Genomic DNA, 22,024 nt, shown 5'->3' with positions numbered 1-22,024 from the left:
GTGTGACACGAGAACCTCCGAGCGGATGTGGGCCTTAGACAAGCCACACCCCACTCGGAGGTTCTCTTCGCATCAAGCCGACACGCCTGCTACCAACGTCCTGGCCGGGTACACCTAGCCGGACACGAGGCGGAGTCGGCGCGCCTGGTCGGAGACGAACACCCCTTCCGGGTCGATGCGGTCCCTGGTCGTGCGCCACTCGTCGAGTCGCGGGTACATCCGGGCGATGCGCTCGGGAGTGCTCCGTGAGTCCTTGGCGAAGTACAGCCGGCCACCGAAATCGAGGACGCGCTCGTCGAGTTCGTCGCAGAAACTGCCGAGGCCGCCGCGAATCGGGAAGTCCAGGCTGAGCATGTACCCCGGCTCCGGCCACGACAGCGGTGCCGGGTTGCCCTCCCCCATTCGTTTGAACACGTTCAAGAACGACCGGTGGCCGGACTCGGCGATCGAGCGAATCGTCTCCGCCAGTTGCTGTTCGGCGCCGAACGGGACCGAGAACTGGTACTGCAGAAACCCACCGGGACCGTACGCGCGATTCCATTCGCCCAACAGATCCAGCGGGTGATAGAACTGCGTCAAGTTCTGGATGGTGCCGCGGCCGTGCTTCGGATACATCCGATACGCAGCTTCTGCGGCGATTCGCGTGGTGACCCGGTTGACCATCCCGCTCGGAAAGACGTCCGGGACAGTGAACAGCTGTGGGGCGTTGAACCGCAACGGATCCCGACGCAGTTTCGGGGGCAGCTGATCCAGAGTAGCCAGCGAGCCGCGGGTGAAGCCGGCGCGACCCAGTTTCGGTCCCGTCGAGATCGTGTCGGGCACCGACATCGAGTAGTCGTAGCCTTCGTCGCTGCCGCCGGTCAGCAACTCCATCGTCTGATCCAGGTTGGCGGTGCGGTCGTGGTCGGCGATGAAGTACGCGGTCTCGGTGTGCTTCATGCGCACACGGGCCCGAACGACGATGCCGGTCAGTCCCATTCCGCCGATCGTGGCCCAGAACAGTTCTGCGTCGTCGCCGGACGGCGTCAGCGTGCGAATGGTTCCGTCGGCGGTGAGCAGGTCGAGTGCTTCGACGTGATTGCCGAAGCTGCCGTGTGAGTGATGGTTCTTGCCGTGGATGTCGGCGCCGATGGCGCCGCCGATGGTGACCTGCCTGGTCCCGGGCAGCACGGGAACCCAGAGACCGCGGGGCAGGACGGCACGCATCAGGGTGTCGAGGCTGACGCCGGCGTCGAGGTCCACGATTCCCGAATCCGGGTCGATGTGGTGGATGCGGTTCAACGCGGTCATGTCCACGACGAGTCCGCCTGCGTTCTGCGCGGGGTCGCCGTAGCTCCGGCCGAGCCCGCGGGCGATGACGCCGCGTGGTCCTGCCGTGCGTACTGCTTGGGCAATTACATCGAGGTCGGGGGTGGCGAGCACGTCTGCTGGTGTTGCTGCACGCCTACCCCACCCGCTCAGAGAACGCCGTTCGGTTCTGAACTCGGTCGTCACAGTCACTCGGTCCACAGTAGCCATCGCGCAGGACCTACCGGCCGGATCCACTGTGATCGCCGCCGGATCCGTCACGGCGGCCCGCGTGGCCACTGAGGGAGGGCGACCCCGAATCAGGCCCGCGGCGCCGCCAGGTAGTCCGATCCGCCGACGTAGACCGTGTGCCCCGTCGCGGCATCGGTCACCGTGGCATCGACGATCGCGCGAGCGAACTCCTCGACGGTGGGAAGGGAGCCGTGACCCCGTCGAGCCGCAACCGCACCGGGGTTTCGCCGTTCGAGCAGCCTCACGATGATCGTCCCGTCGATCATGTCGCCGGACACGACGGTGAGGGTGACTCCCCGATCGTCCAGCGCAGGCACCATCGCGCGTAGCGCATCCTCCCCGGCCCGTTTACTCGCCGCGATGGGCTCGTACTCCGCCGGTACGGGCTTGCGGCCGTGGAAGTGTGCCTGGTGGCTCGTGACGAACACGATCCGAGACCCGGCTCCCATCAGCGGAAGCATCCGCTCGACGATCCGAACCTGGGCATCGCGGTTGATCCGCATCGCGTAGCCCGGTTCCGCGTCGATCTCGAGGCCGCCGGAAGCATTGAGCACCAACACATCGAGGCGACCGAACTGCTCCGCCACCTGCTCCGCCATCCGGTCGACGGAGCCCTCGTCCGACACATCGGCACCGAGGACTGACGCGCTACCGCCGGAGTGCACGATGGCCTCGGCGACAGCGTGAGCGCGCTTCGCCTTCTCGCGATAGTTGACGACAACGTGGTCGCCCACGCCGGCGAGCATTCTGGCGGTATCCGCGCCGATTCCCCGCGACGCACCTGTCACGAGCGCAATGCGACGCCCCTCCCCGCCGGGTACCTCATCCATTCCGCTCCCCTCCACCCGACCAAGCGCTTCTGATTTAGAATCACTATGGTGGTTCGAAATGAGAAGCGCAAGCGAACCAGAGCACCCCGATCGAGCATCTCCGCATCCGGCTCTCGGGGCCATCGAGCTACTCGGACAACGGTGGGTTCTGCGGGTGATCTGGGAACTCGAGCCGGGACCGCTCGGCTTCCTGGAGCTCCGCCGCAGGATGGGCAACTGTTCGTCGAGCATGCTGTCCGAACGCCTCCAACGTCTGCAGCACCACCGCATCATCGAGAAGCGCGCCGACAAGTCCTACGAACTGACGGTCGCGGGAACCGAACTGAGCGATGCGCTTCAGCAACTCTGGGACTGGTCGGAGCGGTGGCCGTCGAGTGTCGCTCCCGAGGCAGCCGCCGAGTAGCGACCCTTGGGATTGCTCGTCATCACCCGACAGCGGATCCTGACCTCTAACGCGTTCGGTCGCGAAGCTGCCGGGCAAGCAGCTCGTGGACGGTCAGCGTCGGCTCGTCATCCGGCACTCTCCGTTGCCGTCGCGTGGACCTGGGTTGGTCGCTCACGGCCCGTGCTCGTGCTCGGGTGTTCATGGTCGGGATCTGCTCGGTCGCCGGCTCCGGCAGGTCGACACCCGTATTCCCTCCCGCATCGGGATCGGTCTGTCGCGTCCACGACGCGATCGATCCGTCGGACGCCACGAGATCCGGGATGCCGTTCTGCATGCGTTCGTCGGCGAGGACCACCTCCCCGAGCCCCAGCCGTTCCTGAATACGCTTCATCCACGCCGGGGCCCACCAGCAGTCGTCGCCGAGCAGCTTCATCACCGCCGGCACCAGGAACATGCGAATCACGGTGGCGTCGAGAATCAACGCGGCGATCATGCCGTAGGCGATGTACTTCATCATCACCAGTTCCGAGAACGCGAACGCCCCCGTGACCACGATCAGGATCAACGCCGCCGCGGTGATGAGCCGGCCGGTGTGCGCCGTGCCGATCCGAACCGACTCGGTGGTGCCGGCGCCCTGTGCGCGCGCCTCGACCATCCGGGAGAGCAGGAACACCTCGTAGTCGGTCGACAGGCCGTAGATGATCGCCATGATCAGCACCAGCACCGGCGCCATGATCGGGCCCGGCGAGAAGTTCATCGCGCTCGCGCCGTGACCGTCGATGAAGATCCACGTCACGATGCCCAATGTCGCACCCAGGCCCAGCGCGGTCATCAGCACGGCCTTGATCGGCAGCACCAGCGATCCGAACGCGAGGAACATCAGCAGCGTCGTCAACAGCACCACCAGCGCCACCATCAGCGGCAGGCTGCCGAGCAGTGCGGCGATCGAGTCGTACTCGATCGCGGGCGTGCCACCGACGAGCACGGTGGCTCCGTCGGGGACGTCCATCGCCCTCAGGAACTCGATCGTCGCGTCCGCGTCGTTGCGATCGACCAACCCGGCCTTGAAGACGGTCACACCATCCTTGGTCGGATTGTTGATGCTGAACTTCTCGACAAGGCCGGGCGCCTCGCTGGCCTGCTTGACGATCTGCGTGAGCTCCGCGCCCTGCGCGCCCTCGACGACCAACTTGATCGGCTCGGATCTGAAGCTGGGGAACAACTCGTCGAACTGCTCCTGCGCCAGCCGCGTCGGATTGCCGGGCGGCAGGTAGGTCTCGTTGATGCCACCCAACTTGATGCCCGAGATCGGGATCGTCAGCAGCAGAAGCCCGATCACGATCGGGACCGAGACCTGGAGCGGATGCTTCATCACCCACTGAGTGAGCCGACCCCAGAAACTGTTCTCGATCTCCTCGGCGGTCTTGGTCTTGCGCATCGACTTCAGGCCCAGCGCATCCACCCTCCTGCCCAGGATTCCGAGGATCGCGGGCAGCACCGTGATCGAGATCAGCGCGGCCAGCACGACCGCGGTGATCGCCCCGTATGCCATCGATTTGAGGAAGCCCTGCGGGAAGATCAGCAGCCCACCGAGGCTGGTGACGATCATCGTCGCGGAGAACACCACGGTTCGGCCGGCGGTCATCACGGTGCGGCGCACAGCATCACCGGTGCCGTAGCCCTCGGCCATCTCCTCCCGGAACCGACTGACCATGAACAGGCCGTAGTCGATCGCCAGGCCCAGGCCGATGAGCGAAACCACCGACAGGACGAAAACGTTCACCTCGGTGAACTGTGTGAACAGCTTGACCATGCCACCGGCGGCGACGATGGTCAGGCCACCGACGATCAGCGGGAGTGCGGCAGCGACGACGCCACCGAAGATGAAGAAGAGCAGCACACCGACCGCGGGGATCGCAAGGATTTCCATCCGGTGCAGGTCGTTGGCCATGGTGTCGCTGATCGTTCCGGTCACCGGCTGCAGGCCGGTGAGTTGGACGTCGACCCCGTCGATGGTGAACTCGTCGCGAACCGCCTTGAAGTTGGCTGCGATCTCGGTGTCGTTGGCGCCGGCGATCGCAACGCTGGCGATCGCGTGTCGTCTGGTCGGGTCGGCCATCGCCGCGACCTTCATCGACCAGTAGCTGCCGTTGACTGCGAGGATCTCGTCCGGGTGATCCGACTCGAGCTGGTCGAGGTTCCCGGCGATCTTCGCCGCGAAGGTCGGATCGTCGACCGTCGTGCCCTCGGGTGCGGTGTAGAGGAGCACCACGTCGGAGCGGGTGTCGCGCCCGAACGTTCCGTCTGCCACCAGCGAAGCTGCAACGGATTCCGACCCGGGGTCCACCAAACCGCTCTGGCTCAGTTGCTTGTCGACGCCGAGCCCGTACGCCCCCAGCGCGAGCATCGCACCGACCATCGCGGCGATGACGGTGAACCTCATTCGATAGACGAGTCGCCCCAACGTTGCGAACACCTTCACCCCCTCGCGGTGCTGTTTCCCGGCCCACCGGCACAGAGTCCTGGTTAGCCCCAGGCAACCTCCGATGTCACTGCCCGATGGGCCTCGCTGCTGCGCGCCGTGCAGACACCGTACGTTCGGTCTGTCACCGCCGAGGGAAGCGAAACTCCTGCGGGCCGGCGAGCCCCTCGTGTGGGCATCGCGAGAAGACCGACGAGACGACCGAAAACCCAGGTGAGATGCCATCGTCAGGGGGTCGGCGGTGCTCGTCTAACAACCTTCTGAGAATGTGGCGCCGGTTTCGCCGCGTTGCAGCTTTCGCACGCCAGGCCAGAGCGCGGGGAACGACGACAACGGGCGACGAAGCACTCGCTCGCCGTGCACAATGGCGCAGGTGACGCCAGAGAAAGCGCAGGCCCCGGGGCACGGCGACGACTTCGCCTCCCTCGTCGAGTACGTGAAGGACCACCGCGCCGGTGGCCACCGCATCGACACCGTCACCGAGTCGGTCTGCGCCGGATGCGGCGGACGGGTCTTCGAGATAGGTGTGGACGACGAGGTGGGTTGCGCCGAACGGCTCTGCGTGGCCTGCGACGACGCCGTTCTGATCGCCGACAGCGCGGATCACTGGCTCGAGGCCGAACCGGTACAGTGCGAATGCCCTTGCGGTGGTACGGAGTTCGCCATCGCCGTCGGATTCGCCCCGGTCGCCGACGGGAGCGACGACGTGCGCTGGGTGAGCATCGGACTGCGGTGCGTGCGAGACGGGATGCCCGGCGTGTACACGGACTGGAAGATCGACTACAGCCCGTCGGGCCACCTCCGAAACATGACATAGGCAGGGGCGTCCGGAGCGGTGCTCGATCCCGTGGCGCGGGTGGGACGGTTCGTCGTGAGTCCGCGCCGGGGCGGCGACGCACCGATCAGCGTCAAATAATCCATGCTTTTCTGAATACAGATAATTCTGTATTGTCTGACGCATGGAGACGCTGATCCATCGCGACGCCCTCGCCCGATTCGGGTACGCCCTGTCCGACACGACCCGGACCCAGATCCTGTTGAACCTGCGGTCCGGCCCGGGGTATCCGTCGGAGCTTGCGGATCAGATCGGGGTCTCACGCCAGATCCTGTCCAATCACCTTGCGTGTCTGCGCGGTTGCGGTTTGGTCGTGGCCGTCCCGGAGGGGCGGCGCAGCCGCTACGAGTTGGCAGATCCGCGCATCGGCCGCGCTCTCGACGACCTGATCGGGCTGGTGCTCGCGGTGGACCCGGCCTGCTGCCCGGACGCCGGCACCGACGGGTGCTGTTGATGGCCACTCCACTCGAGGTCCCCGAGGTTCGGCCGCGCGTGCCGGATCAGCGCCGGGCGGTGCTCGCGCGGTGGATCCGGTGGTTCGTCGCCGCGACCATTTCCTACAACGTGATCGAGGCCGTCATCGCGATCACCGAGGGTGCGCGCGTCTCCTCGACGGCGCTGGTCGGGTTCGGCCTGGACTCGGTCATCGAGGTGTCCTCCGCCGCCGCGGTTGCGTGGCAGTTCGCGGGGAAGGACCCCGAGGCGCGGGAGAAGGTCGCGCTGCGGATCATCGCCGTCTCGTTCTTCGCCCTGGCCGGATACGTCGGCATCGAGTCCATCCGCTCCCTGGCGGGGGTCGGCGAGGCGGAGCACTCGCGCATCGGGATCGCCCTCGCCGCGGTGAGCCTGGTGATCATGCCGGTGCTCTCGTGGGCGCAGCGCCGCGCGGGCCGCGAACTCGGCTCCGCCTCGGCGGTTGCGGACTCCAAGCAGACCCTGCTGTGCACCTACCTGTCGGCGATTCTGCTTGCCGGACTGCTCGTCAACAGCGCGTTCGGGTGGTCGTGGGCCGACCCGATTACCGCCCTTGCCATCGCCGCGATCGCGGCGAAGGAGGGTGTCAACGCTCTGCGTGGCGAGACCTGTTGCCCCACAACGATGCCGGATGCAGGCGATCGGTGCGCCGACGAGTGCTGCACCGATCGCCGGACCACCACACCCGAGCACTGACGGGATGATTCCGACCGACCTCGCTCACAGCAGCGTGGTCCAGTACGAGTGGAAACGTACGAGCACCAGCGCTGCCACCGCCAGAAACCATGCCGTCACAGGGATCAGGTGATTTCCACCGGCGGTGAGCGCGCGCAGCACCGCCGGCCGACCGGCGGAGTACTGGCACACGTTCCGCAAGGTCACGTACCAGAAGATCGGCATCGTCGCGGCCCATACGACCATGCAGTACGGGCACAGGGCTCCGATCCGATCCAGGCTCTGGAAGATCAGCCAGTGCACGAACACCGCAGCCGCACTCACCCCGACCTGAAGGCCGAGCCAATACCAGCGAGCAAATCGAGCACCGGCCAGCAACCCCGCGCCGGTCGCGGCGACCACGGAGAACCCCACGACGCCCAGAAGCGAGTTGGGGAACCCGAACACCGACGCCTGCTCGGTGGACATCACCGACCCACAGTTGAGGACCGGGTTGATGCTGCACGACGGAATGTAGTTCGAATCCGTTGCCAGCGAGAACTTCTCGACGGTCAGCACGAACGACGCGACGAGCCCGACGAGCCCGCCGACGAGAAGCAGCCACGGCAGCGACCGCCCGAACGCCGCGCCGCCCCCCACGTTCCCGGGCGTGGCCGCGGCGTCAGTCGAGGGCGGCGTCGAACGCATCGGTCAGATCCTGATAGGTGGACGGTTCGAACCGCTGCCCGTCGAAGAAGAACGACGGCGTGCCCGTGACACCGAGGCCTTCACCATCGGCAACGTCCGCGGCAATCCGAGCCGCGGTTGCCGGGTCCGCATACGCCGCGTCGAACGCCGCCATGTCCAGGCCCAGATCGACGGCGTAGCCGCGGAACACATCGTCCATGGGCACCTGCTGCTCACCCCACTCGGGCTGGGTGTCGTACATCCGCTGATACATCTGCTCGAACCTGCCCTGCCGCGCGGCCGCTTCGACTGCGCGCGCGGCGCGTTCGGAATTGAAGTGACCGGGCAACGGGAAGTAGCGGACCACGAAGCTGATCCTGTCGCCGTACTCGGCCCGCAATTCCTCGATCGCCGGATACACCGCCCGACACGCCTCGCACTCGAAGTCGAGGAACTCCACGAACACCGGACTGCCGTCGGGCGCCGACGAGATTCGATGACTGTCCGCCCTCACCACGGCGGCGGTGCCACCGGCGGCGGAAGCATCGGAGTCGCCTCCGGTGCGAGTGACAACGAGGATCGTGCCGACCGCGATGACGAAGGCGGCCACCAGGGCCGCCGAGATCTTGACCCCCCGGCTCATGCGGCCGCACCCGGGGCGACACGGTCGATACCGGGCAAATCGGACGAGATTGTCATGGCGTCACGCTAACCATCGCCGATGAGAATTTGCTGAGCGGCGGGGTGCTCGAATCCACTGCCCGATTCATCGGACGACGACCGGAAACAGGCTCGTCATGATGTGGGCTGCGAGTCGGACAGGTACAACGTCACGTGGCTCAGGCAGTTCCGTAGGGTTCTGGAATGCCCGACGGAAATCCGACACCGGCGTTGTTCACCGGCCTCGCGACCGCCGGACATGTGCTGGTGCGTCCGTTACGCCATAACCGGTACCAACACGCCCATCGCCGTCCGGCTTCACGCGTCGGACAGCCCTACTGCCCATCCGCACTACCCAGAGGAAGAGTTCATGAGCGTCCACAACTTCACCGTCGCGACTGCTGACGGCACCACCGAGGACCTGAGCGGCTACGCCGGCAAGTACCTGCTCGTCGTCAACGTGGCCAGCAAGTGCGGCCTGACCCCCCAGTACGAGGGCCTCGAGGAGTTGAACCGCAAGTCCGACGATCTCGGCCTGCAGATCATCGGGTTCCCGTGCAACCAGTTCGCGGGCCAGGAGCCCGGCACCGACGCCGAGATCCAGGACTTCTGCCGCGTCAACTACGACGTCACCTTCCCCGTGTACGGCAAGATCGACGTCAACGGCGACGATGCGCACCCGCTGTACCAGCACCTGCGTGCCGAGGCGCCGGGCGACTTCGGTCCCGACAACGGCTTCCTGTTCGAGCACGTCAGCAAGACGATGCCCGAGTCGATCGGTACGGACGCGGTCAAGTGGAACTTCACCAAGTTCCTCGTCGACCCCGAGGGCAAGGTCGTGCGGCGCTTCGAGCCGACCGTCCTGCCCTCGGAGATCGAGACGGCGCTCGCCGACCTGGTCTAGGCAGTAAGCCAGGAGCAGTTCCGAATCCAGCCCGCCCCCGGAGACCGGCCCACACCGGTTCCCCGGGGGCGGTCCTGTCGAGGGCGACGCACGGACTCACCGAGCCGGCGCCGGGTCCAGCTCCCACGTGCTCGTCAGGTCGTGCAGCAGATCCGGCAGCCGCGGCACCAGTCGCCCGCCCGCCATCTGATCGGCGAACGGGATGCGCAGCAGGGCCGCCGCCTTGTCGGGCCTCTCCTCGACCATCCGTGTGTAGCTGGGCGCAAGGTCCTCGGAGATGTACCTCCAGCGCGGCTCGCGATCCGCCCAGTTGAAGTCGGGCAGCGGCGCATGCAGCCGCGGCGACACGACCGGGTCGCCGAGCGGCACGTCGATGGGCGCGTAGACGCCGGGTGCCCTCGTTCCGGGCACTGCGGGCTTGCCCGCGACCGTGGTCAGGTAGGTCATGACCCGGCCCATCACGCCGCGACCGCCCGAGGTCGCGTCCCACTGATCGGCGATGATCTGATTCTGCTCACGAGAAGCCATGCGCACCAAAGCATCCGCATTCCCCTGACGTGTACCGTCGAAGATCGACTGCCAGGCGCGGGCGATGTTGTCGTCGAGCAGTCCGGCGCGCGCGAACTCGTCGATACCCTCCCGCCCCAGGGCGCTGTATGCCTCGTGCATGGGCACCATGTCCATGAAGATGTGCTTCTGCATGGCCAGCAGCCGCCCGATGTACCAGTCGAGGTCCGCGGAGGTGACCCGGGGACCTTCGGTCGCCAGCAGACGCAGATCTTCGGGGAGCCGACCGACCACCTCCGGCGGCACACCGCGGATCAGATCTGCGGCCGCCGATCCGAGCTGATGCACACCCGGCACGCTGAAGATCGCACTGGCGTCACCGAGGTCGTAGAAACCGGCGGCGAACGACACCCCCGCGAGCCCGGCCATGCCGGACCAGCAGAGCTCCGGATGCTTGTTGGTCAGCCGCAGGTAGTTGACGTACACGTCGTTGACGGTCTCGAGATTGGCCGCCAGCCCGCGCGACGGATCCCACCCGGCGAGGTCGATGTGCGCGTTCTCTGCACCCACCACCAGCCAATACTGCCGCAGCAGGCTCGCGTAGCGCCGCGGGTCGGCACCCGAAGCCCTGGCGGCGCCGAGCGCCGACTCGAGGATGGCCCGGTCGAGGGGCAACGCCGGATCGACGCCGCCCGCAGCCGTCCCGTCCCGATTCGCTTCCGCGACGTCCAGATACGCACTCGGGTCCGGACCGGCCGTCGCCGTCGTCGGCACCACGAATGTGCACACGGCACAGATCGCAAGGCACACCATGGGTCGAATCCTGTTGCGCCGAAATCCACCGACGCGACCGACAATCACCATCAGTCCCCCTACATCCCGACAACTGGTGGAGCAGGGCGGTACGACGTTCAGCCGAAACCCGGCAGTGCCCGCGCTACCACAAATATGACAACATGTGTTGTCAGTTTGTACTCGCACCGGGGCACCACGTCAATAGCAACAAGCCGCTAGGGCGAAAACCTCTTGCGCGCCACCGTTTCGCATCGCGCCCGGTAGTAGAAAGCGTCCTCGGCCGCACCCCACGCCACGATCGCGTCCCGCATCCGCTGCAGTTCCTCGGGATCCGTCCAGCCGGATTCCACCAGGGGATCGCACATGTGCGGCTGCTGAAGAAGCTCCGCGATGAACTCTGCGAGCCCCCGCGTCTGCGCCCCCCTCGTGTAGTTGTCGTACGACGCCGAGAAGTGCAGGGGTTCACAACCTGTGGAACAGCGCGCGGCGTCCGGCATCGGCGTTGGGGAGTTTCGCGATCGCGGTTCGACGGACACATCCGACACCGGACCGCGCCCCAGTGCCGACGACAACCACTCGGTCGTCAGGTCGTCGGCGCCCCGAGGAAGGCCGGAGAGCTCCCGGTTTCCGGTGCTCATTGGTTCAGAATAGGACGAGGAGTCCGATCATGTCGACGCGTCGCCGCCGAGGAGGGTCATGGGGTCATGATCGAGTCGTCGACGAATCAGCAACGGGCCCTTATCGCCATGGTCCAGGTACTCGGGCTCAGTGTCTGGTTCTCCGCCACCGCCGTCGTGCCGAGCCTGCGGACCGAGTGGGGCATCGAGCCGACCGCGGCGGTGTGGCTCACCGCGTCCGTCCAGATCGGGTTCGTCGTCGGCGCAGTCACGTCCACCGCGCTCAACCTCGCCGACCGATTCCCACCCCAATATCTGCTCGCGGCAAGCTCGTTCGGCGCCGCGTCCTGCACGGCGGCCCTCGCCGCGGTCTCCGGCGGACTCGCTACGGCGATCCCGCTGCGGTTCCTCACCGGGGTTCTGCTCGCCGGGGTCTATCCGGTGGGGATGAAGCTGATGGCGTCGTGGTCTCCGTCGTCGGACCGCGGTCGCGCGTTCGGGGTGCTCATCGGGGCCCTCACCCTCGGGTCCGCTCTGCCACACCTGATCAATGGGCTCGGCCCGCTTCCGTGGCGGGCGGTGATGGCGACCGCCGCCATCCTCGGGCTCGCGGGCGCGCTCGTGGCTGCATTAGTCCTCGTCCCCGGCCCGCACCTCGACACCCGCCCCGTCACCCCGCATCCCCGCTATGCGATCGCGATGTTTCGTGATCGCGGACCTCGTTTGGCGAACATCGGCTACTTCGGCCACATGTGGGAGCTCTACGCCCTGTGGACCTGGCTGTCCGCATTCATCGTCGCCGGCCGCGAGCAGCGCGGAAGCACGGTGACCGCCGCAAACAGCATCATCACCTTCACGTCGATCGGGCTCGCCGGGTTCGTCGGGTGCCTGCTCGGCGGCTGGGCGGCCGACAGGCTCGGACGTCCCCCTGCCGCTGCGGCGGCGCTCGTCGTCAGCGGTCTGTGCTGCCTGCTGTCCCCACTGATGTTCACAGCTCCGCTCGGAGTTCTCCTGCCGTTTCTCCTCGTCTGGGGTGCGGCGGTCATCGCCGATTCCGGAGTCTTCTCCACTGTCCTGTCGGAGACCGCCGACCGGCGCTATGTCGGCACCGCACTCACCGCGCAGACGGCCATCGGTTTCCTGCTGACCGTCGTGACCATCCAGTTCGTTCCTCTCGCAGCGAGTCACATCGGCTGGCAGTACGCCTTCCTACTCCTCGCCCCCGGCCCCGTCGTTGGTGCCGCTGCCATGACCGTTCTCCATGTCAGCGGTACCGTGACACGCCCGCAACGTTTCGCCGGGTGACCGCGAGGGTATGCGTCGATACGGTGAGAGGAACTGAACCCGGGAGGCCGTTCATGATCGTCCGTCGTATCGCCCGCCCCATGCTCGCCACCGTCTTCATCGTCGGTGGCATCGATTCTCTGCGGAACCCGGGCGCCAAGGCGCCCGCCGCCGAGCAGGCAGCCGACAAGCTGCCCGCGTCGGTTGCGGAGAAGGTTCCCACAAATCCGGAGACGCTGGTCAAGATCAATGCTGCGGTACAGGTCGGCGCCGGCGCACTGCTGGCGGTGGGCAAGGCACCACGGCTGGCATCGTTGGTACTCGCCGGCAGCCTCGTCCCGACCACCGCCGTCGGCCACGCATTCTGGAATATCGAGGACCCTGCGCAGCGCTCTGCACAGCGAATCCAGTTCTTCAAGAATCTGTCACTTCTCGGTGGCCTGTTGATCGCCGCCGTTGACACCGAGGCCAAGCCGTCGCTCGGCTGGCGGGGCCGCCGTGCCGTCCGACACGCACAGGACCGCGTGGCGGATGTCCTCGGGAACGACTCCGGACTCCCCGCTCTCGCCGCTGCGTCCGATCGCGCCCACGTGGCGGCCGACCACGCCGGCGAGCTGGGTGGCGAAGCCCTCGAGGTTGCTCGGGAGCGCGGTGGCGACGCCCTCGAGGTCGCCCGCGAACGCGGCGGCGAGTGGGCCGCCCTTGTTCGCGAGCACGGCACAGAACTCGCCGAACAGGCACGTGCTCGCGGACTCGAACTCGGCGAACTGGCCCGCGAACGCGGCGCCGAATGGGCAGAGGTCGTGCAGGACCGGGGTGGTGAATGGGCGGAGATCGCACGCGATCGCGGAAGCGAATTGGCCTCGGCCGCAAACGAACAGGCCGAGATTCTGGGGCGCCGCGCGCGACGGAAGGCAAAGCGGGCACTCGCCACAGCCCAGGAGCGCGCCGCCGACCTGCAGCACTGACACGCCGTTCCAACGCACTGGGCCCGCCCGGGCAGACCGCGCGGGCCCTTTCGTCGTGACACCATTGCTCCCAGCGACCCACTGTGCTCGGCCCCTCGCCGGATTCCCTACGGCATCGTTGGCTCTCACCGGCTTTGCGTGCTGAACACCAAAAGTCCGCGGGGGGTTCGTCTTACGACGAACCCCCCGCGGACCTTGTAGCGACGAACTGTCAGTCGTCACCGGTGAGCTTCTCGGCGACCTCGTTGGCCTTGTCCTTGACCTTCTCGGCGCCCTTCTTGGCCGCCGACGACGCCTGGTCTGCCCTGCCTTCGTTCTTCAGGTCGTCGTCGTCGGTGGCGGACCCAACCGCCTCCTTCGCGCGTCCCTTGAGTTCTTCCGCCTTGTTGCTGAACTTGTCACCGACACTCATGGAAATCCTCCTGTCGTGATTGATGATTCGTCCTTGTCCCCAAGGAAGGGGGTTACGCCCTCGAACGCCCGGTAACGAGCTTGACGAGGAAGAGCAGGATGCACGCACCCGCCAGGCAGGTGACGAAACTGAAGATCCAGCCACCGCCGTCCACATCGGCACCGAAGAGTCCGAAGACCCAGCCACCGATCAGGCCACCGATGATTCCGACGACAATGTTGAGGATGATGCCCTGCTGTGCGTCCGTTCCCATCAGCTTGGAACCGATCCACCCGGCAAGGCCGCCGATGACGATCCATCCGATGATGCTCATTGACAACACTGTGACGTCTCCTTCTGTAATACCGGTTCACGAGACCGGCCGGTAGTGTGGCCGCGCGACCGCGGCCGCGTGAATGTGGCTTTCGCGCAACTCGACTACGAGTGCACGGACGCCGAACCGTCAGGGAGTACCGAGCGCCTCACGGGCCATACGGATTCGCATCCTCTCGGCCTCTGCTGCAAGGACACCGACTGCCACCACTGCCTGTCCCGAGGCGGGTCCGCGGTCAAGACTCGTCTCGCGGGTAAGTTCGCTGTTCGTCGACAGATCGGTCATCACTGCCACCTTTCGGATCAATGCGTGAGGCTCCGTGCTCGGCGCCGCTGCGGTTGACGGACTGATACCCCGGATCTCGACGGGTCATACCTCGGGCAGCAGACCGATCCTGAACTGCTCGGACACAATTCACGCGGAGACGGCAGTCACGGCACGACGCTCCGACTCCGCGAGCCCTCCCCAGACGCCGTAGGGCTCGCCCACTGCCAGGGCCTGTTCCAGGCATGCCCGGCGAACGGGGCACCGTCCGCACACGGCTTTGGCCTTCGACTCCCGGAGCCGGCGCGCCCGCAACCCCTCGCCCGTAGGCGGAAAGAAGACCGCCGAATCCGTCGACCGGCACGCGGCCCGCATCTGCCATTCCCAGTCGCTGCCCAGCGGGCGCAGTCGATCGATTCGCGGTTGAGTGATTCGGTTCCTGCTCGCAGACTGCTTCGCCATGGTCGACCTCCCAGTGGATTCGAATTTCCCGGACCTCGCGGCTGAATGTGGTGACTACTTCTAGGGCACCCGGTCAGAGCATGTCAACCAGGGAAAACACGTTTAATCCCTGCACAGAGCGGGTAGGCGGCCGCCCCACCGATCTCGCCGGAATCGGGTGGGTATGGAATCTCGGCGCACGGGGTACCAAGCGGTTGTCGGTATCAGTCGGTGGTCCTCACGGTCACCACGAAGGAGTGTTGAAGCATGCAGTCGAAGACAGCGCGGACATCCTTGTCCGCCGCTCGGATGTCTGTCGTGAAAGGCATGTACGCGGTGTACGGGGTCTCGTACTTTCGGGACAGGACCCGGACCGGGGGCAAGATCATGACGGCACGAACGCGGGCGGTGACCCCATGCGTGCAGTGAACTCCGAGCAGCCGGCCGACGGTAGGGTTCAACAGATGGACCTTCCCGAGCTCGCGCCCGTGTCAAGCCTCGAGCTGGCGGTCGACGTCATCGAAGGCGTCGTGGTCCTGCGTGCCAGCGGCGACATCGACGTCGTGACCGCGCCTGACTTCGAGCAGAAGCTGTCCGAGCTGGTCGGAACGCGCGGAGCGTCCGCGCTGATTGCCGACCTGCTCGGGGTGAAGTTCCTGTCCTCGGCGGGCCTCGCGGTGCTGATGCGCACCGCCGACAGCGCAGAAGGCAGAACCCGATTCCTGGTCGTCGCCGACGGCCCCAACACGTCGCGGCCGATGGAAATCGTGGGAATGACCGACACCGTCGAGGTCTTCCCCACCGTCGAAGCGGCCCTCGCGACGGTGTGACGCCAATGGAACAGGCGGGTTCGCAACGGACGTCGGATCACCGCGTGGACGCCGGCCGCGGCGATCGACGCCTGGCCCTCGAGAGCGTCCATGCCGACCCGTCCGTCCTCACCGCGGTCCGTCACCGGATCGACGGGTTCGCGCGCGAGATCGGGTGGCCGCCGGACACGACGACCGACGTACTGCTCGCGACCTACGAAGCCCTGGCCAATGTGGTCGAACACGCCTACCCAGCCGACGAGCGGGGCACGTTCGACCTGCTTGCCACCTACCACCATGCGGACGGCACACTCAGCGTCGTGATCGTCGACCGGGGCACCTGGCGCCCGCAATCCGACGACAACCCGGCGCGGCGCGGGCAGGGGCTCCGGCTCATGCGCGCCTTGTGCGAGTCCGTCCGCGTGGAACCCCGCGACGGCGGAACAGAAATCGAGTTGCAATGGAAGAGCGGAAATCACCGTCCGTTACCGTTGCCCGGCCGAGAACAGCAGGTTGACCCATGACTCAAGCCACACCGCAGTCGGACGCATCGAAGGCTGTCGGCAGCGAACCGCTTCCTGTCACGCTGTCCGTCCCGGCGCAGCACGCGCAGCTTCCGGTGATCCGGCTGCTCACGGAGATGGTCGCGATGCAGTCCGGCTGCACGCTCGATCAGACCGCCGACGTCAAGCTCGCCGTTGACCAGGTGTGCACACTGCTCATCGATGCAGCTGCCCCGGCCACCGAGATCACCTGTCGATACCAGGCCGTCGGAGACGACTTCCGAATCACTTTGACGGCAGACACGATCACACAGTGGCGACCGGCTCCCGGCAGCCTCGAACGGCGAATCCTCGAGTCGCTGACCGACATGCTCACGATCCGGGACGAGTCCGCCGGAGCAACGCAGCCCGACCGATCGATCGTCCTGCTCAGCATCGGGAAACCCGTATGACGGTGGCAGAATCGGACCACCCGTCCGAACCCACCCGCTCGGCCGAAAGCCAGCAGATCGACGAGTTGTTCACGACCCTTCGACAGCACCCTGAGGGCAGCCCCGAGGCATCCTCGGCACGCGACGAGATAGCAGCCCTGTCGATGCCGTTGGCGCGCAACATCGCCCGACGATTCGCGGGGCGAGGCGAGGACGTGGAGGATCTCAACCAGGTTGCCTACGTCGGCCTGCTTCACGCGATCGACCGATTCGAACCCGCCCGGGGAAGCAACTTCACCTCGTTCGCCGTCCCGACCATCATGGGCGAGGTCCGCCGGTACTTTCGCGACCACAGCTGGAGCACCCACGTGCCCCGCCGAATCAAGGACCTCACCGTCAGCATCGGCAAGGTCACCGACGGATTGGCGCAGCGCCTCGGACGGTCTCCCACGGCGGCCGAGATCGCCTCCGAGATCGGCGCAGAGACCGGCGAGGTGATCGAGGCGCTCGCGGCGCGCAGCGCGTATCAGCCTGCGTCCCTGGACAGCCCGCTCGCGTCGGAGGACGACAACGCCGCCACCCTCGCCGACACCCTCGCCGCGGAGGACGACGAGCTCGAACGTTCGGAGCACTACCTCATGCTTCGGCCACTGCTCGACGAGGTGGCACCCCGGGAGCGGCAGATTCTGATCCTGCGGTTCTTCAAGGAGAAGAGCCAGGCCGAGATCGCCCGCGAGATCGGCGTCTCACAGGTCCACGTTTCCCGGCTGCTGACCAGGACTCTCGCCGAGATCCGCGCCCGACTCGGCGACGACTGATCTCCGCGCCGGTCAGGGCCGGCTGGGTAGGCGAACCACCTGGACGAAGAAGTTGTCTATCTGGCGGATCGCCGCGATGAACTGGTCCAGGTCGACCGGCTTGGTGACGTACGCGTTGGCGTGGAGCTTGTAACTGCGCACGATGTCCTCCTCCGCACCGGAGGTGGTGAGGATGACCACGGGGATGTCCACCAGTTCCGGATCGGATTTGATCTTCTCGAGCACCTGCCTGCCGTCGTACTTCGGCAGGTTGAGATCGAGCAGGATCAGGTCGGGCCGGACGGCATCCGCGTAGTCGCCCTTCCGATACAGGAAGTCGAGGGCCTGCTCCCCGTCGCGAACCACGTGCAGGGTGTTGCCGACCTTGTTGAACTCGAACGCTTCCTGGGTCATCAGTACGTCACCCGGATCGTCCTCGACGAGCAGGACGTCGATTGCCTGGCCTACGGGGCTCATGTGTGTGTTTCTCCAATGTTGTCGACGGTGTCGGTTGACCGGGCATCCGGATCGGTGAGGGCGGGCAGCGTGAAGCAGAACCGGGCGCCGCCGTCGTAGCTCGAATCGAGCGCAATGGTGCCGCCGTGATACTCGACGATCTTCTTGCACAACGCCAGCCCGATTCCGGTGCCGGCATACGCCTCGCGGGCGTGCAGTCGCTGGAAGATGACGAAGATCTTCTCGGAAAACTCTTCGGACACCCCGATCCCGTTGTCCTGCACACATATCTGCCACATGTCGTCGGATCGCTGCGCGGTGACGACCACCAGCGGCTCGATGCCGGGTTCCGCGAACTTGACCGCGTTGCCGAGCAGGTTCTGCCAGAGCATCACCAGCAAGGTGGGATCCCCGTCGATCTCCGGCAACCGATTGGGCCGTTCGATGCGAGCTCCGGTGTCCTCGATCACGACCGCGAGGTTGGCCGCCGCCTTGTCGAGAGTCCGGTCCAGTTCGATCCGTTCGAAACTGTCGGTCACCCTACCCACTCGGGAGAACGTCAGCAGATCGTTGATCAGCGTCTGCATTCGGCGCGCACCGTCGACGGCGAAGTCGATGTACTGACGGCCCCGGTCGTCGAGCGCGTCGCCGTAGCGCTTCTCGAGCAATTGGCAGAACGAGGCCACCTTGCGCAACGGCTCCTGCAAATCGTGGGAGGCGACGTAGGCGAACTGTTCGAGGTCGGCATTGGACCGCCGTAGCTCCTCCGCCTGGGCGTCAAGCTGTCGAGCCTGTTCTTCGAGCTGCGACTGTCGTTCCCGGACCACGCCGAGCTCCGCAACGATCCGTTGACGCATCCCCTCGATATCGGTTGCGAGCGAACGGATGTCGGCGGGACCACGTCCGGCATCGACCCGCCGATCGAAATCGCCCTGCGCGACGAGGCGCGAGGTGTCCGCCAACCGTGCGAGAGGCCGAGTGACAGCGACGCGGACCAGCACCGCGAAGACTCCGGCCGCCAGCACGAGTACCACCGCGAGGGCGGTGAAGACGGCGTTGCGGATGGTCCGCATGTCGCCGAGTTGCTCCTGAGCCTCGCCCACCACGTCGGTCAGGTGCCGATTCTGCTGGTCGAACCCCGCGCGTACCTGGTCGAAGAGTTCCTTTCCACGGTCGTAGAGCGCCTGATCGGCCACGATGGCGTCACCGGCCGGGTCGGCGAGGAGCGGCTCGGCGAAACTCGACCGCCAATCCTGCGCCGAGGCCTCCAGCGCGTCGAGATCATCAACCAGATCGGGCCTGCCGTCGAGTAGTTCGCGGATCTGGTCCGCCGACCGCTGCTGCGTCTGCAGTCCTTCCTGATACGGCGCCAGGAACGACTCGTCGCCCGTCAGCGCGTACCCACGCACGCCGGTCTCCTGGTTCACCAATCCGGCCTGCAGTTGGTAGGCCTCGGAACGCGCGGGCATCAGGCGTCCGACCAGGTCGTCGGTGATGTGGGAACTGCGGGTGAGCACAGTGGCACCGACCACCGCACCGGTGCACACGAGCAGTGTCATGATCACCAGGATCAGGTTGAACCAGCCCTGCACCGTCAGTTTGGTGCCAAGTGAGTTGCGTGCCGTCGTCGTCACGAAGCCTCCTCCGTCTCCGTCCAGCGCACGTGCAGTACCGCGACGTCGTCGCTCAGCCCTCCGTACGGCGCCGCGAGACCCTCCACGTGTCCGATCATCGAGTCGACGAATTCCGCTCCGTCCCATTGATCGTCACACGAACGGGCATACGCGAGCAGACCGTCCTCGCCGAGGCGTTCCTCGGGACCTACTCGCGCCTCGAACAATCCGTCGGTGAACAGCACGAGCCCGGTTCGATCATCGATCTCCAGGATCGACTTCTCCCACTGTCCCCGCCTGCGTCCCACTCCGAGCGCCGGCCCCCCGGGCACCTCGAGCCACTGCACGCCGCCCGGCGTTCGCAGCAGGATGCCCGGATGGCCGGCGCGCACGATCTCGACCGTGCGACGGTCGGCGGCCAGAACCATGCTGGTCACGGTGGCGAAGATGTGCGAGCGGGCACGTTCGGCGACGAGGAGTTCCTCCAATGTGCTCATCGCCGTCTCGGCGTCGATCCCCCCGAGTACCAGAGTCCGCCAAGCAATTCGCAACCCCACACCCAGTGCCGCCTCGTCGGCGCCGTGACCGCAGACGTCACCGATGAGCACGTGCACGGTGCCGTCGTCGCCTTCGACCACGTCGAAGAAGTCACCGCCGAGAAGGCCACCGACGCGGCCCGCCCGGTACCTGGTCACGACCTCCATGCGGCCGCTTCGGAGCAACGGGACCGGAAGCAGGCCGCGTTCGAGGCGCGCATTCTCGCGGGAGCGCTGCTCGCTGGCCCGCAATGCCGCCGACGCCAACTCGGCCCGCTTGCGTTCGATCGCATACCGCACTGCGCGGGTGAGCAATTGCGCGTCGACGTGCCCCTTGACGAGGTAGTCCTGAGCGCCTTCCGCGACGGCGTTCAGTCCCGCGCCCTCCTCTGCCAGCCCCGTCATCACGATCACCGGAACACCAGACGCGTAGCGCTGCACCGCGTCGAGCGCATCGAGCCCTCTCGCATCGGGAAGGTTCAGGTCCAGCACGACGCAGTCGGGCCTGGCGGTGCCGAGATGGAGACGTGCCTCGTCGAGCGAACGCGCCCAGACGATGTCGAACTCGACCGCGGCCTCCGTCGCCATCTCCTCAACCAGTACGGCGTCGCCGAAATCGTCCTCGATCAGCAGCAGGGACACCATGGCGGTCCTCGACCCGCCGAACCGGACGCCGTCGGTTCCGATCACTTCATCTCCTGCACCCCTCACACGGAGTTCCCGAGGGTATCGGGTGTGGAGTGCACTGCGCACGTCATGGACATACCTCTAGTCGTACTCGTCAGGGCGATCGGTCCGCTCACCGGCTCGTGTCGATTGCGGGCTTCTGCTCGCGCAGAATTCACGGAACCGTCTCAGGCACCGTCCCGAGAAGCGTTCATGATCGGCCCGTCGTGGCCGGCAGGAGCGAAAAGGGTTTCGGCCGCGGCGCTGTCGCGATACTCGACGGCCACGTCATCGACCCGACGACCGGGCGTGGTGGCTTTCGACGAGGTCGCGAGCGAGATCTGCCACTTTGCGGTTCATCTGCTGGGACGTGCGGCGAAGCAAATCGAATGCCTCGTCCGACGAGATGTTCTCCGTGGCCATCAACAGCCCGATCGCCTTGCCGATCTCCCTGTTGCTCGCCAACCCGGAGCGCAGTGACGCGACGTCGTCGCCACGATCGACGGCCGTGACGGTCACCGATGCGAAGGCAGTCAGGACGCTGGCATGATCCGCGGACCTGGCGGTGAAGGCGCCGGGCCGGTCGGAGAACAGATTCAACGCCCCGACCTTGTGTTCGTCGATCAACAACCGGAAGCCCATCGCACCCCGGACCGGGGTGGTCTCGACGAGCACGCGGGCCAGTTCGGGCCAGGAAGACCCGTCCCGCAGATCCGCCTCGATCTGTGGGACGGCCTCCTCGATGGTGTCCACACAGGGCCCCTCTCCGAGGGACCTCTCGAGCTGATCGATGTGTGCGGCAACCGGATCTGTCGCGGCGACGGTGACGTAGTCACCCCCCTTGCGGAGCATCACGCTGGCGCGGTCGCAACCCGGCACCAGGAGGGTGGCCGCGGCACAGATGGCGGTGTAGACCTGCTCGGCATCCGCCCCCTTGTAGAGAATCCGCGCCAGCTCGGCGAACACCGTGCCCGGGTCGACGCTCGCTCCATCGAAGGGGCGATCCGAGTCGCCTTCGTCCACCGTCACCGGAGCCGGCTTTCCAGGTTGGGTCGGCGGCTCTGCGTTGACGGGCCTGCCGAGGGGCGGCACGGGGACAACACGCTCATCGATGGGGTTTACCTCCTGGAGGCCCCGGATCCCGCCGCAGCAGCACGACTCG

At 66.4% G+C, this 22,024-nt stretch carries 25 protein-coding genes and 1 pseudogene; 11 read left to right on the top strand and 15 right to left on the bottom strand.

What is annotated here, in order from left to right; all coding sequences use genetic code 11:
• Positions 1 to 114: 114 nt before the first annotated feature.
• Both dprE1 and FFS72_RS05585 read right to left on the bottom strand, forming a co-directional pair.
• Complete coding sequence (dprE1, locus tag FFS72_RS05590; RefSeq protein WP_137872994.1) at positions 115 to 1,518, bottom strand: decaprenylphosphoryl-beta-D-ribose oxidase; 1,404 nt, start codon at positions 1,516 to 1,518, stop codon at positions 115 to 117.
• Positions 1,519 to 1,607: 89 nt separating this feature from the next.
• Positions 1,608 to 2,369, bottom strand: a complete 762-nt coding sequence (locus FFS72_RS05585; RefSeq protein ID WP_137872993.1) for an SDR family oxidoreductase — start codon at positions 2,367 to 2,369, stop codon at positions 1,608 to 1,610.
• Between the two features lie 58 nt (positions 2,370 to 2,427).
• Here FFS72_RS05585 and FFS72_RS05580 point away from each other — a divergent pair, with 58 nt between their 5' ends.
• A complete protein-coding gene (locus FFS72_RS05580; protein ID WP_137872992.1) occupies positions 2,428 to 2,772 on the top strand; it encodes a winged helix-turn-helix transcriptional regulator in 345 nt (114 codons plus the stop codon).
• A 127-nt stretch (positions 2,773 to 2,899) separates the two neighbouring features.
• On the opposite strand, the pseudogene FFS72_RS05575 reads toward FFS72_RS05580, so the two are convergent.
• Positions 2,900 to 5,230 (bottom strand): annotated as a pseudogene (locus tag FFS72_RS05575) (MMPL family transporter); the annotation flags it as partial.
• Between the two features lie 379 nt (positions 5,231 to 5,609).
• Here FFS72_RS05575 and FFS72_RS05570 point away from each other — a divergent pair.
• The 3 genes from FFS72_RS05570 (at position 5,610) to FFS72_RS05560 (ending at position 7,241) form a co-directional block, all read left to right on the top strand.
• A complete protein-coding gene (locus tag FFS72_RS05570; RefSeq protein WP_137872991.1) occupies positions 5,610 to 6,053 on the top strand; it encodes a hypothetical protein in 444 nt (147 codons plus the stop codon).
• A gap of 142 nt (positions 6,054 to 6,195) precedes the next feature.
• Positions 6,196 to 6,525: an ArsR/SmtB family transcription factor gene (locus tag FFS72_RS05565; RefSeq protein WP_137872990.1), complete on the top strand. Its 330-nt coding sequence runs from the start codon at positions 6,196 to 6,198 to the stop codon at positions 6,523 to 6,525.
• Positions 6,525 to 7,241 carry a cation efflux transmembrane domain-containing protein gene (locus FFS72_RS05560; protein WP_137872989.1) on the top strand — a complete coding sequence of 239 codons (717 nt, stop codon included), beginning with the start codon at positions 6,525 to 6,527 and terminating at the stop codon, positions 7,239 to 7,241. The genes FFS72_RS05565 and FFS72_RS05560 overlap by 1 nt, the downstream gene beginning before the upstream one ends.
• 24 nt (positions 7,242 to 7,265) lie before the next feature.
• On the opposite strand, the gene FFS72_RS05555 is transcribed toward FFS72_RS05560, so the two are convergent.
• Both FFS72_RS05555 and FFS72_RS05550 read right to left on the bottom strand, forming a co-directional pair.
• Positions 7,266 to 7,907, bottom strand: coding sequence for a vitamin K epoxide reductase family protein (locus FFS72_RS05555; protein WP_137872988.1), 642 nt, complete (start codon positions 7,905 to 7,907; stop codon positions 7,266 to 7,268).
• Entirely contained in the window at positions 7,882 to 8,529 is a 648-nt protein-coding gene (locus FFS72_RS05550; protein WP_137872987.1) for a DsbA family protein, read from the bottom strand. The genes FFS72_RS05555 and FFS72_RS05550 overlap by 26 nt, the downstream gene beginning before the upstream one ends.
• A gap of 387 nt (positions 8,530 to 8,916) precedes the next feature.
• On the opposite strand from FFS72_RS05550, the gene FFS72_RS05545 reads away from it, so the two are divergent.
• Positions 8,917 to 9,450: a glutathione peroxidase gene (locus FFS72_RS05545; protein ID WP_137872986.1), complete on the top strand. Its 534-nt coding sequence runs from the start codon at positions 8,917 to 8,919 to the stop codon at positions 9,448 to 9,450.
• Positions 9,451 to 9,546: 96 nt separating this feature from the next.
• Here the strand turns inward: FFS72_RS05545 and FFS72_RS05540 are convergent, their stop codons facing one another.
• Together FFS72_RS05540 and FFS72_RS05535 are read right to left on the bottom strand one after the other, a co-directional pair.
• Positions 9,547 to 10,770 carry a hypothetical protein gene (locus FFS72_RS05540; protein WP_212744321.1) on the bottom strand — a complete coding sequence of 408 codons (1,224 nt, stop codon included), beginning with the start codon at positions 10,768 to 10,770 and terminating at the stop codon, positions 9,547 to 9,549.
• A gap of 197 nt (positions 10,771 to 10,967) precedes the next feature.
• Positions 10,968 to 11,390: a hypothetical protein gene (locus FFS72_RS05535; protein ID WP_137872984.1), complete on the bottom strand. Its 423-nt coding sequence runs from the start codon at positions 11,388 to 11,390 to the stop codon at positions 10,968 to 10,970.
• Positions 11,391 to 11,456: 66 nt separating this feature from the next.
• Between FFS72_RS05535 and FFS72_RS05530 the strand changes: the two genes are divergently transcribed.
• Both FFS72_RS05530 and FFS72_RS05525 read left to right on the top strand, forming a co-directional pair.
• Positions 11,457 to 12,674, top strand: a complete 1,218-nt coding sequence (locus FFS72_RS05530) for an MFS transporter (protein WP_137872983.1) — start codon at positions 11,457 to 11,459, stop codon at positions 12,672 to 12,674.
• 53 nt (positions 12,675 to 12,727) lie between these two features.
• Positions 12,728 to 13,621 carry a DoxX family protein gene (locus FFS72_RS05525; protein ID WP_137872982.1) on the top strand — a complete coding sequence of 298 codons (894 nt, stop codon included), beginning with the start codon at positions 12,728 to 12,730 and terminating at the stop codon, positions 13,619 to 13,621.
• Positions 13,622 to 13,832: 211 nt separating this feature from the next.
• Here FFS72_RS05525 and FFS72_RS05520 read toward each other — a convergent pair whose 3' ends face one another.
• The 4 genes from FFS72_RS05520 to FFS72_RS05510 all read right to left on the bottom strand — a co-directional run bounded on the left by FFS72_RS05520 (position 13,833) and on the right by FFS72_RS05510 (position 14,985).
• Positions 13,833 to 14,033 (bottom strand): CsbD family protein, encoded by a 201-nt coding sequence (locus FFS72_RS05520; RefSeq protein ID WP_137872981.1) that lies wholly within the window; start codon positions 14,031 to 14,033, stop codon positions 13,833 to 13,835.
• A 52-nt stretch (positions 14,034 to 14,085) separates the two neighbouring features.
• Positions 14,086 to 14,355, bottom strand: a complete 270-nt coding sequence (locus FFS72_RS05515; RefSeq protein WP_050066515.1) for a GlsB/YeaQ/YmgE family stress response membrane protein — start codon at positions 14,353 to 14,355, stop codon at positions 14,086 to 14,088.
• A gap of 120 nt (positions 14,356 to 14,475) precedes the next feature.
• Positions 14,476 to 14,631: a hypothetical protein gene (locus tag FFS72_RS26345; protein ID WP_171018570.1), complete on the bottom strand. Its 156-nt coding sequence runs from the start codon at positions 14,629 to 14,631 to the stop codon at positions 14,476 to 14,478.
• A 129-nt stretch (positions 14,632 to 14,760) separates the two neighbouring features.
• A complete protein-coding gene (locus FFS72_RS05510; RefSeq protein ID WP_249353142.1) occupies positions 14,761 to 14,985 on the bottom strand; it encodes a WhiB family transcriptional regulator in 225 nt (74 codons plus the stop codon).
• A gap of 530 nt (positions 14,986 to 15,515) precedes the next feature.
• Here FFS72_RS05510 and FFS72_RS05505 point away from each other — a divergent pair.
• Genes FFS72_RS05505 through FFS72_RS05490 form a run of 4 tightly spaced genes read left to right on the top strand, consistent with a single transcriptional unit; the run spans position 15,516 to position 17,612 of the window.
• Entirely contained in the window at positions 15,516 to 15,881 is a 366-nt protein-coding gene (locus FFS72_RS05505) for an anti-sigma factor antagonist (RefSeq protein ID WP_050066689.1), read from the top strand.
• Positions 15,882 to 15,925: 44 nt separating this feature from the next.
• A complete protein-coding gene (locus tag FFS72_RS05500; protein ID WP_171018569.1) occupies positions 15,926 to 16,384 on the top strand; it encodes an ATP-binding protein in 459 nt (152 codons plus the stop codon).
• Positions 16,381 to 16,815: an ATP-binding protein gene (locus tag FFS72_RS05495; RefSeq protein ID WP_050066513.1), complete on the top strand. Its 435-nt coding sequence runs from the start codon at positions 16,381 to 16,383 to the stop codon at positions 16,813 to 16,815. Before FFS72_RS05500 ends, FFS72_RS05495 begins: the two co-directional genes overlap by 4 nt.
• The gene (locus FFS72_RS05490; RefSeq protein WP_050066512.1) at positions 16,812 to 17,612 is read left to right on the top strand and encodes a SigB/SigF/SigG family RNA polymerase sigma factor; all 801 of its coding nucleotides are present in this window, start codon (positions 16,812 to 16,814) and stop codon (positions 17,610 to 17,612) included. The genes FFS72_RS05495 and FFS72_RS05490 overlap by 4 nt, the downstream gene beginning before the upstream one ends.
• Before the next feature lie 12 nt (positions 17,613 to 17,624).
• Here the strand turns inward: FFS72_RS05490 and FFS72_RS05485 are convergent, their stop codons facing one another.
• The 4 genes from FFS72_RS05485 to FFS72_RS05470 all read right to left on the bottom strand — a co-directional run bounded on the left by FFS72_RS05485 (position 17,625) and on the right by FFS72_RS05470 (position 21,891).
• Positions 17,625 to 18,068, bottom strand: a complete 444-nt coding sequence (locus FFS72_RS05485; RefSeq protein ID WP_050066511.1) for a response regulator — start codon at positions 18,066 to 18,068, stop codon at positions 17,625 to 17,627.
• Positions 18,065 to 19,681, bottom strand: coding sequence for a sensor histidine kinase (locus FFS72_RS05480; protein ID WP_502704079.1), 1,617 nt, complete (start codon positions 19,679 to 19,681; stop codon positions 18,065 to 18,067). The genes FFS72_RS05485 and FFS72_RS05480 overlap by 4 nt, the downstream gene beginning before the upstream one ends.
• Entirely contained in the window at positions 19,678 to 20,841 is a 1,164-nt protein-coding gene (locus FFS72_RS05475; protein WP_137873020.1) for a fused response regulator/phosphatase, read from the bottom strand. Before FFS72_RS05475 ends, FFS72_RS05480 begins: the two co-directional genes overlap by 4 nt.
• 309 nt (positions 20,842 to 21,150) lie before the next feature.
• Positions 21,151 to 21,891, bottom strand: coding sequence for a GAF and ANTAR domain-containing protein (locus tag FFS72_RS05470; protein ID WP_137872979.1), 741 nt, complete (start codon positions 21,889 to 21,891; stop codon positions 21,151 to 21,153).
• Positions 21,892 to 22,024: the final 133 nt, after the last annotated feature.

Source organism: Rhodococcus sp. Q (assembly GCF_005503035.1).
GTDB lineage: Bacteria > Actinomycetota > Actinomycetes > Mycobacteriales > Mycobacteriaceae > Rhodococcus_G.
Note: the sequence above shows the minus strand (reverse complement) of the source record. Positions and strands in the feature narration are given on the sequence as shown.

Excerpts from the sequence above, each read along its gene's own strand:
- dprE1 (WP_137872994.1), bottom strand. The coding sequence starts at position 1,518 with ATGGCTACTGTGGACCGAGTGACTGTGACGACCGAGTTCAGAACCGAA.
- FFS72_RS05585 (WP_137872993.1), bottom strand. The coding sequence starts at position 2,369 with ATGGATGAGGTACCCGGCGGGGAGGGGCGTCGCATTGCGCTCGTGACA.
- FFS72_RS05580 (WP_137872992.1), top strand. The coding sequence starts at position 2,428 with ATGAGAAGCGCAAGCGAACCAGAGCACCCCGATCGAGCATCTCCGCAT.
- FFS72_RS05565 (WP_137872990.1), top strand. The coding sequence starts at position 6,196 with ATGGAGACGCTGATCCATCGCGACGCCCTCGCCCGATTCGGGTACGCC.
- FFS72_RS05560 (WP_137872989.1), top strand. The coding sequence starts at position 6,525 with ATGGCCACTCCACTCGAGGTCCCCGAGGTTCGGCCGCGCGTGCCGGAT.
- FFS72_RS05555 (WP_137872988.1), bottom strand. The coding sequence starts at position 7,907 with ATGCGTTCGACGCCGCCCTCGACTGACGCCGCGGCCACGCCCGGGAAC.
- FFS72_RS05550 (WP_137872987.1), bottom strand. The coding sequence starts at position 8,529 with ATGAGCCGGGGGGTCAAGATCTCGGCGGCCCTGGTGGCCGCCTTCGTC.
- FFS72_RS05545 (WP_137872986.1), top strand. The coding sequence starts at position 8,917 with ATGAGCGTCCACAACTTCACCGTCGCGACTGCTGACGGCACCACCGAG.
- FFS72_RS05540 (WP_212744321.1), bottom strand. The coding sequence starts at position 10,770 with ATGGTGTGCCTTGCGATCTGTGCCGTGTGCACATTCGTGGTGCCGACG.
- FFS72_RS05535 (WP_137872984.1), bottom strand. The coding sequence starts at position 11,390 with ATGAGCACCGGAAACCGGGAGCTCTCCGGCCTTCCTCGGGGCGCCGAC.
- FFS72_RS05530 (WP_137872983.1), top strand. The coding sequence starts at position 11,457 with ATGATCGAGTCGTCGACGAATCAGCAACGGGCCCTTATCGCCATGGTC.
- FFS72_RS05525 (WP_137872982.1), top strand. The coding sequence starts at position 12,728 with ATGATCGTCCGTCGTATCGCCCGCCCCATGCTCGCCACCGTCTTCATC.
- FFS72_RS05520 (WP_137872981.1), bottom strand. The coding sequence starts at position 14,033 with ATGAGTGTCGGTGACAAGTTCAGCAACAAGGCGGAAGAACTCAAGGGA.
- FFS72_RS26345 (WP_171018570.1), bottom strand. The coding sequence starts at position 14,631 with ATGACCGATCTGTCGACGAACAGCGAACTTACCCGCGAGACGAGTCTT.
- FFS72_RS05510 (WP_249353142.1), bottom strand. The coding sequence starts at position 14,985 with ATGCGGGCCGCGTGCCGGTCGACGGATTCGGCGGTCTTCTTTCCGCCT.
- FFS72_RS05505 (WP_050066689.1), top strand. The coding sequence starts at position 15,516 with ATGGACCTTCCCGAGCTCGCGCCCGTGTCAAGCCTCGAGCTGGCGGTC.
- FFS72_RS05495 (WP_050066513.1), top strand. The coding sequence starts at position 16,381 with ATGACTCAAGCCACACCGCAGTCGGACGCATCGAAGGCTGTCGGCAGC.
- FFS72_RS05490 (WP_050066512.1), top strand. The coding sequence starts at position 16,812 with ATGACGGTGGCAGAATCGGACCACCCGTCCGAACCCACCCGCTCGGCC.
- FFS72_RS05485 (WP_050066511.1), bottom strand. The coding sequence starts at position 18,068 with ATGAGCCCCGTAGGCCAGGCAATCGACGTCCTGCTCGTCGAGGACGAT.
- FFS72_RS05475 (WP_137873020.1), bottom strand. The coding sequence starts at position 20,841 with ATGGTGTCCCTGCTGCTGATCGAGGACGATTTCGGCGACGCCGTACTG.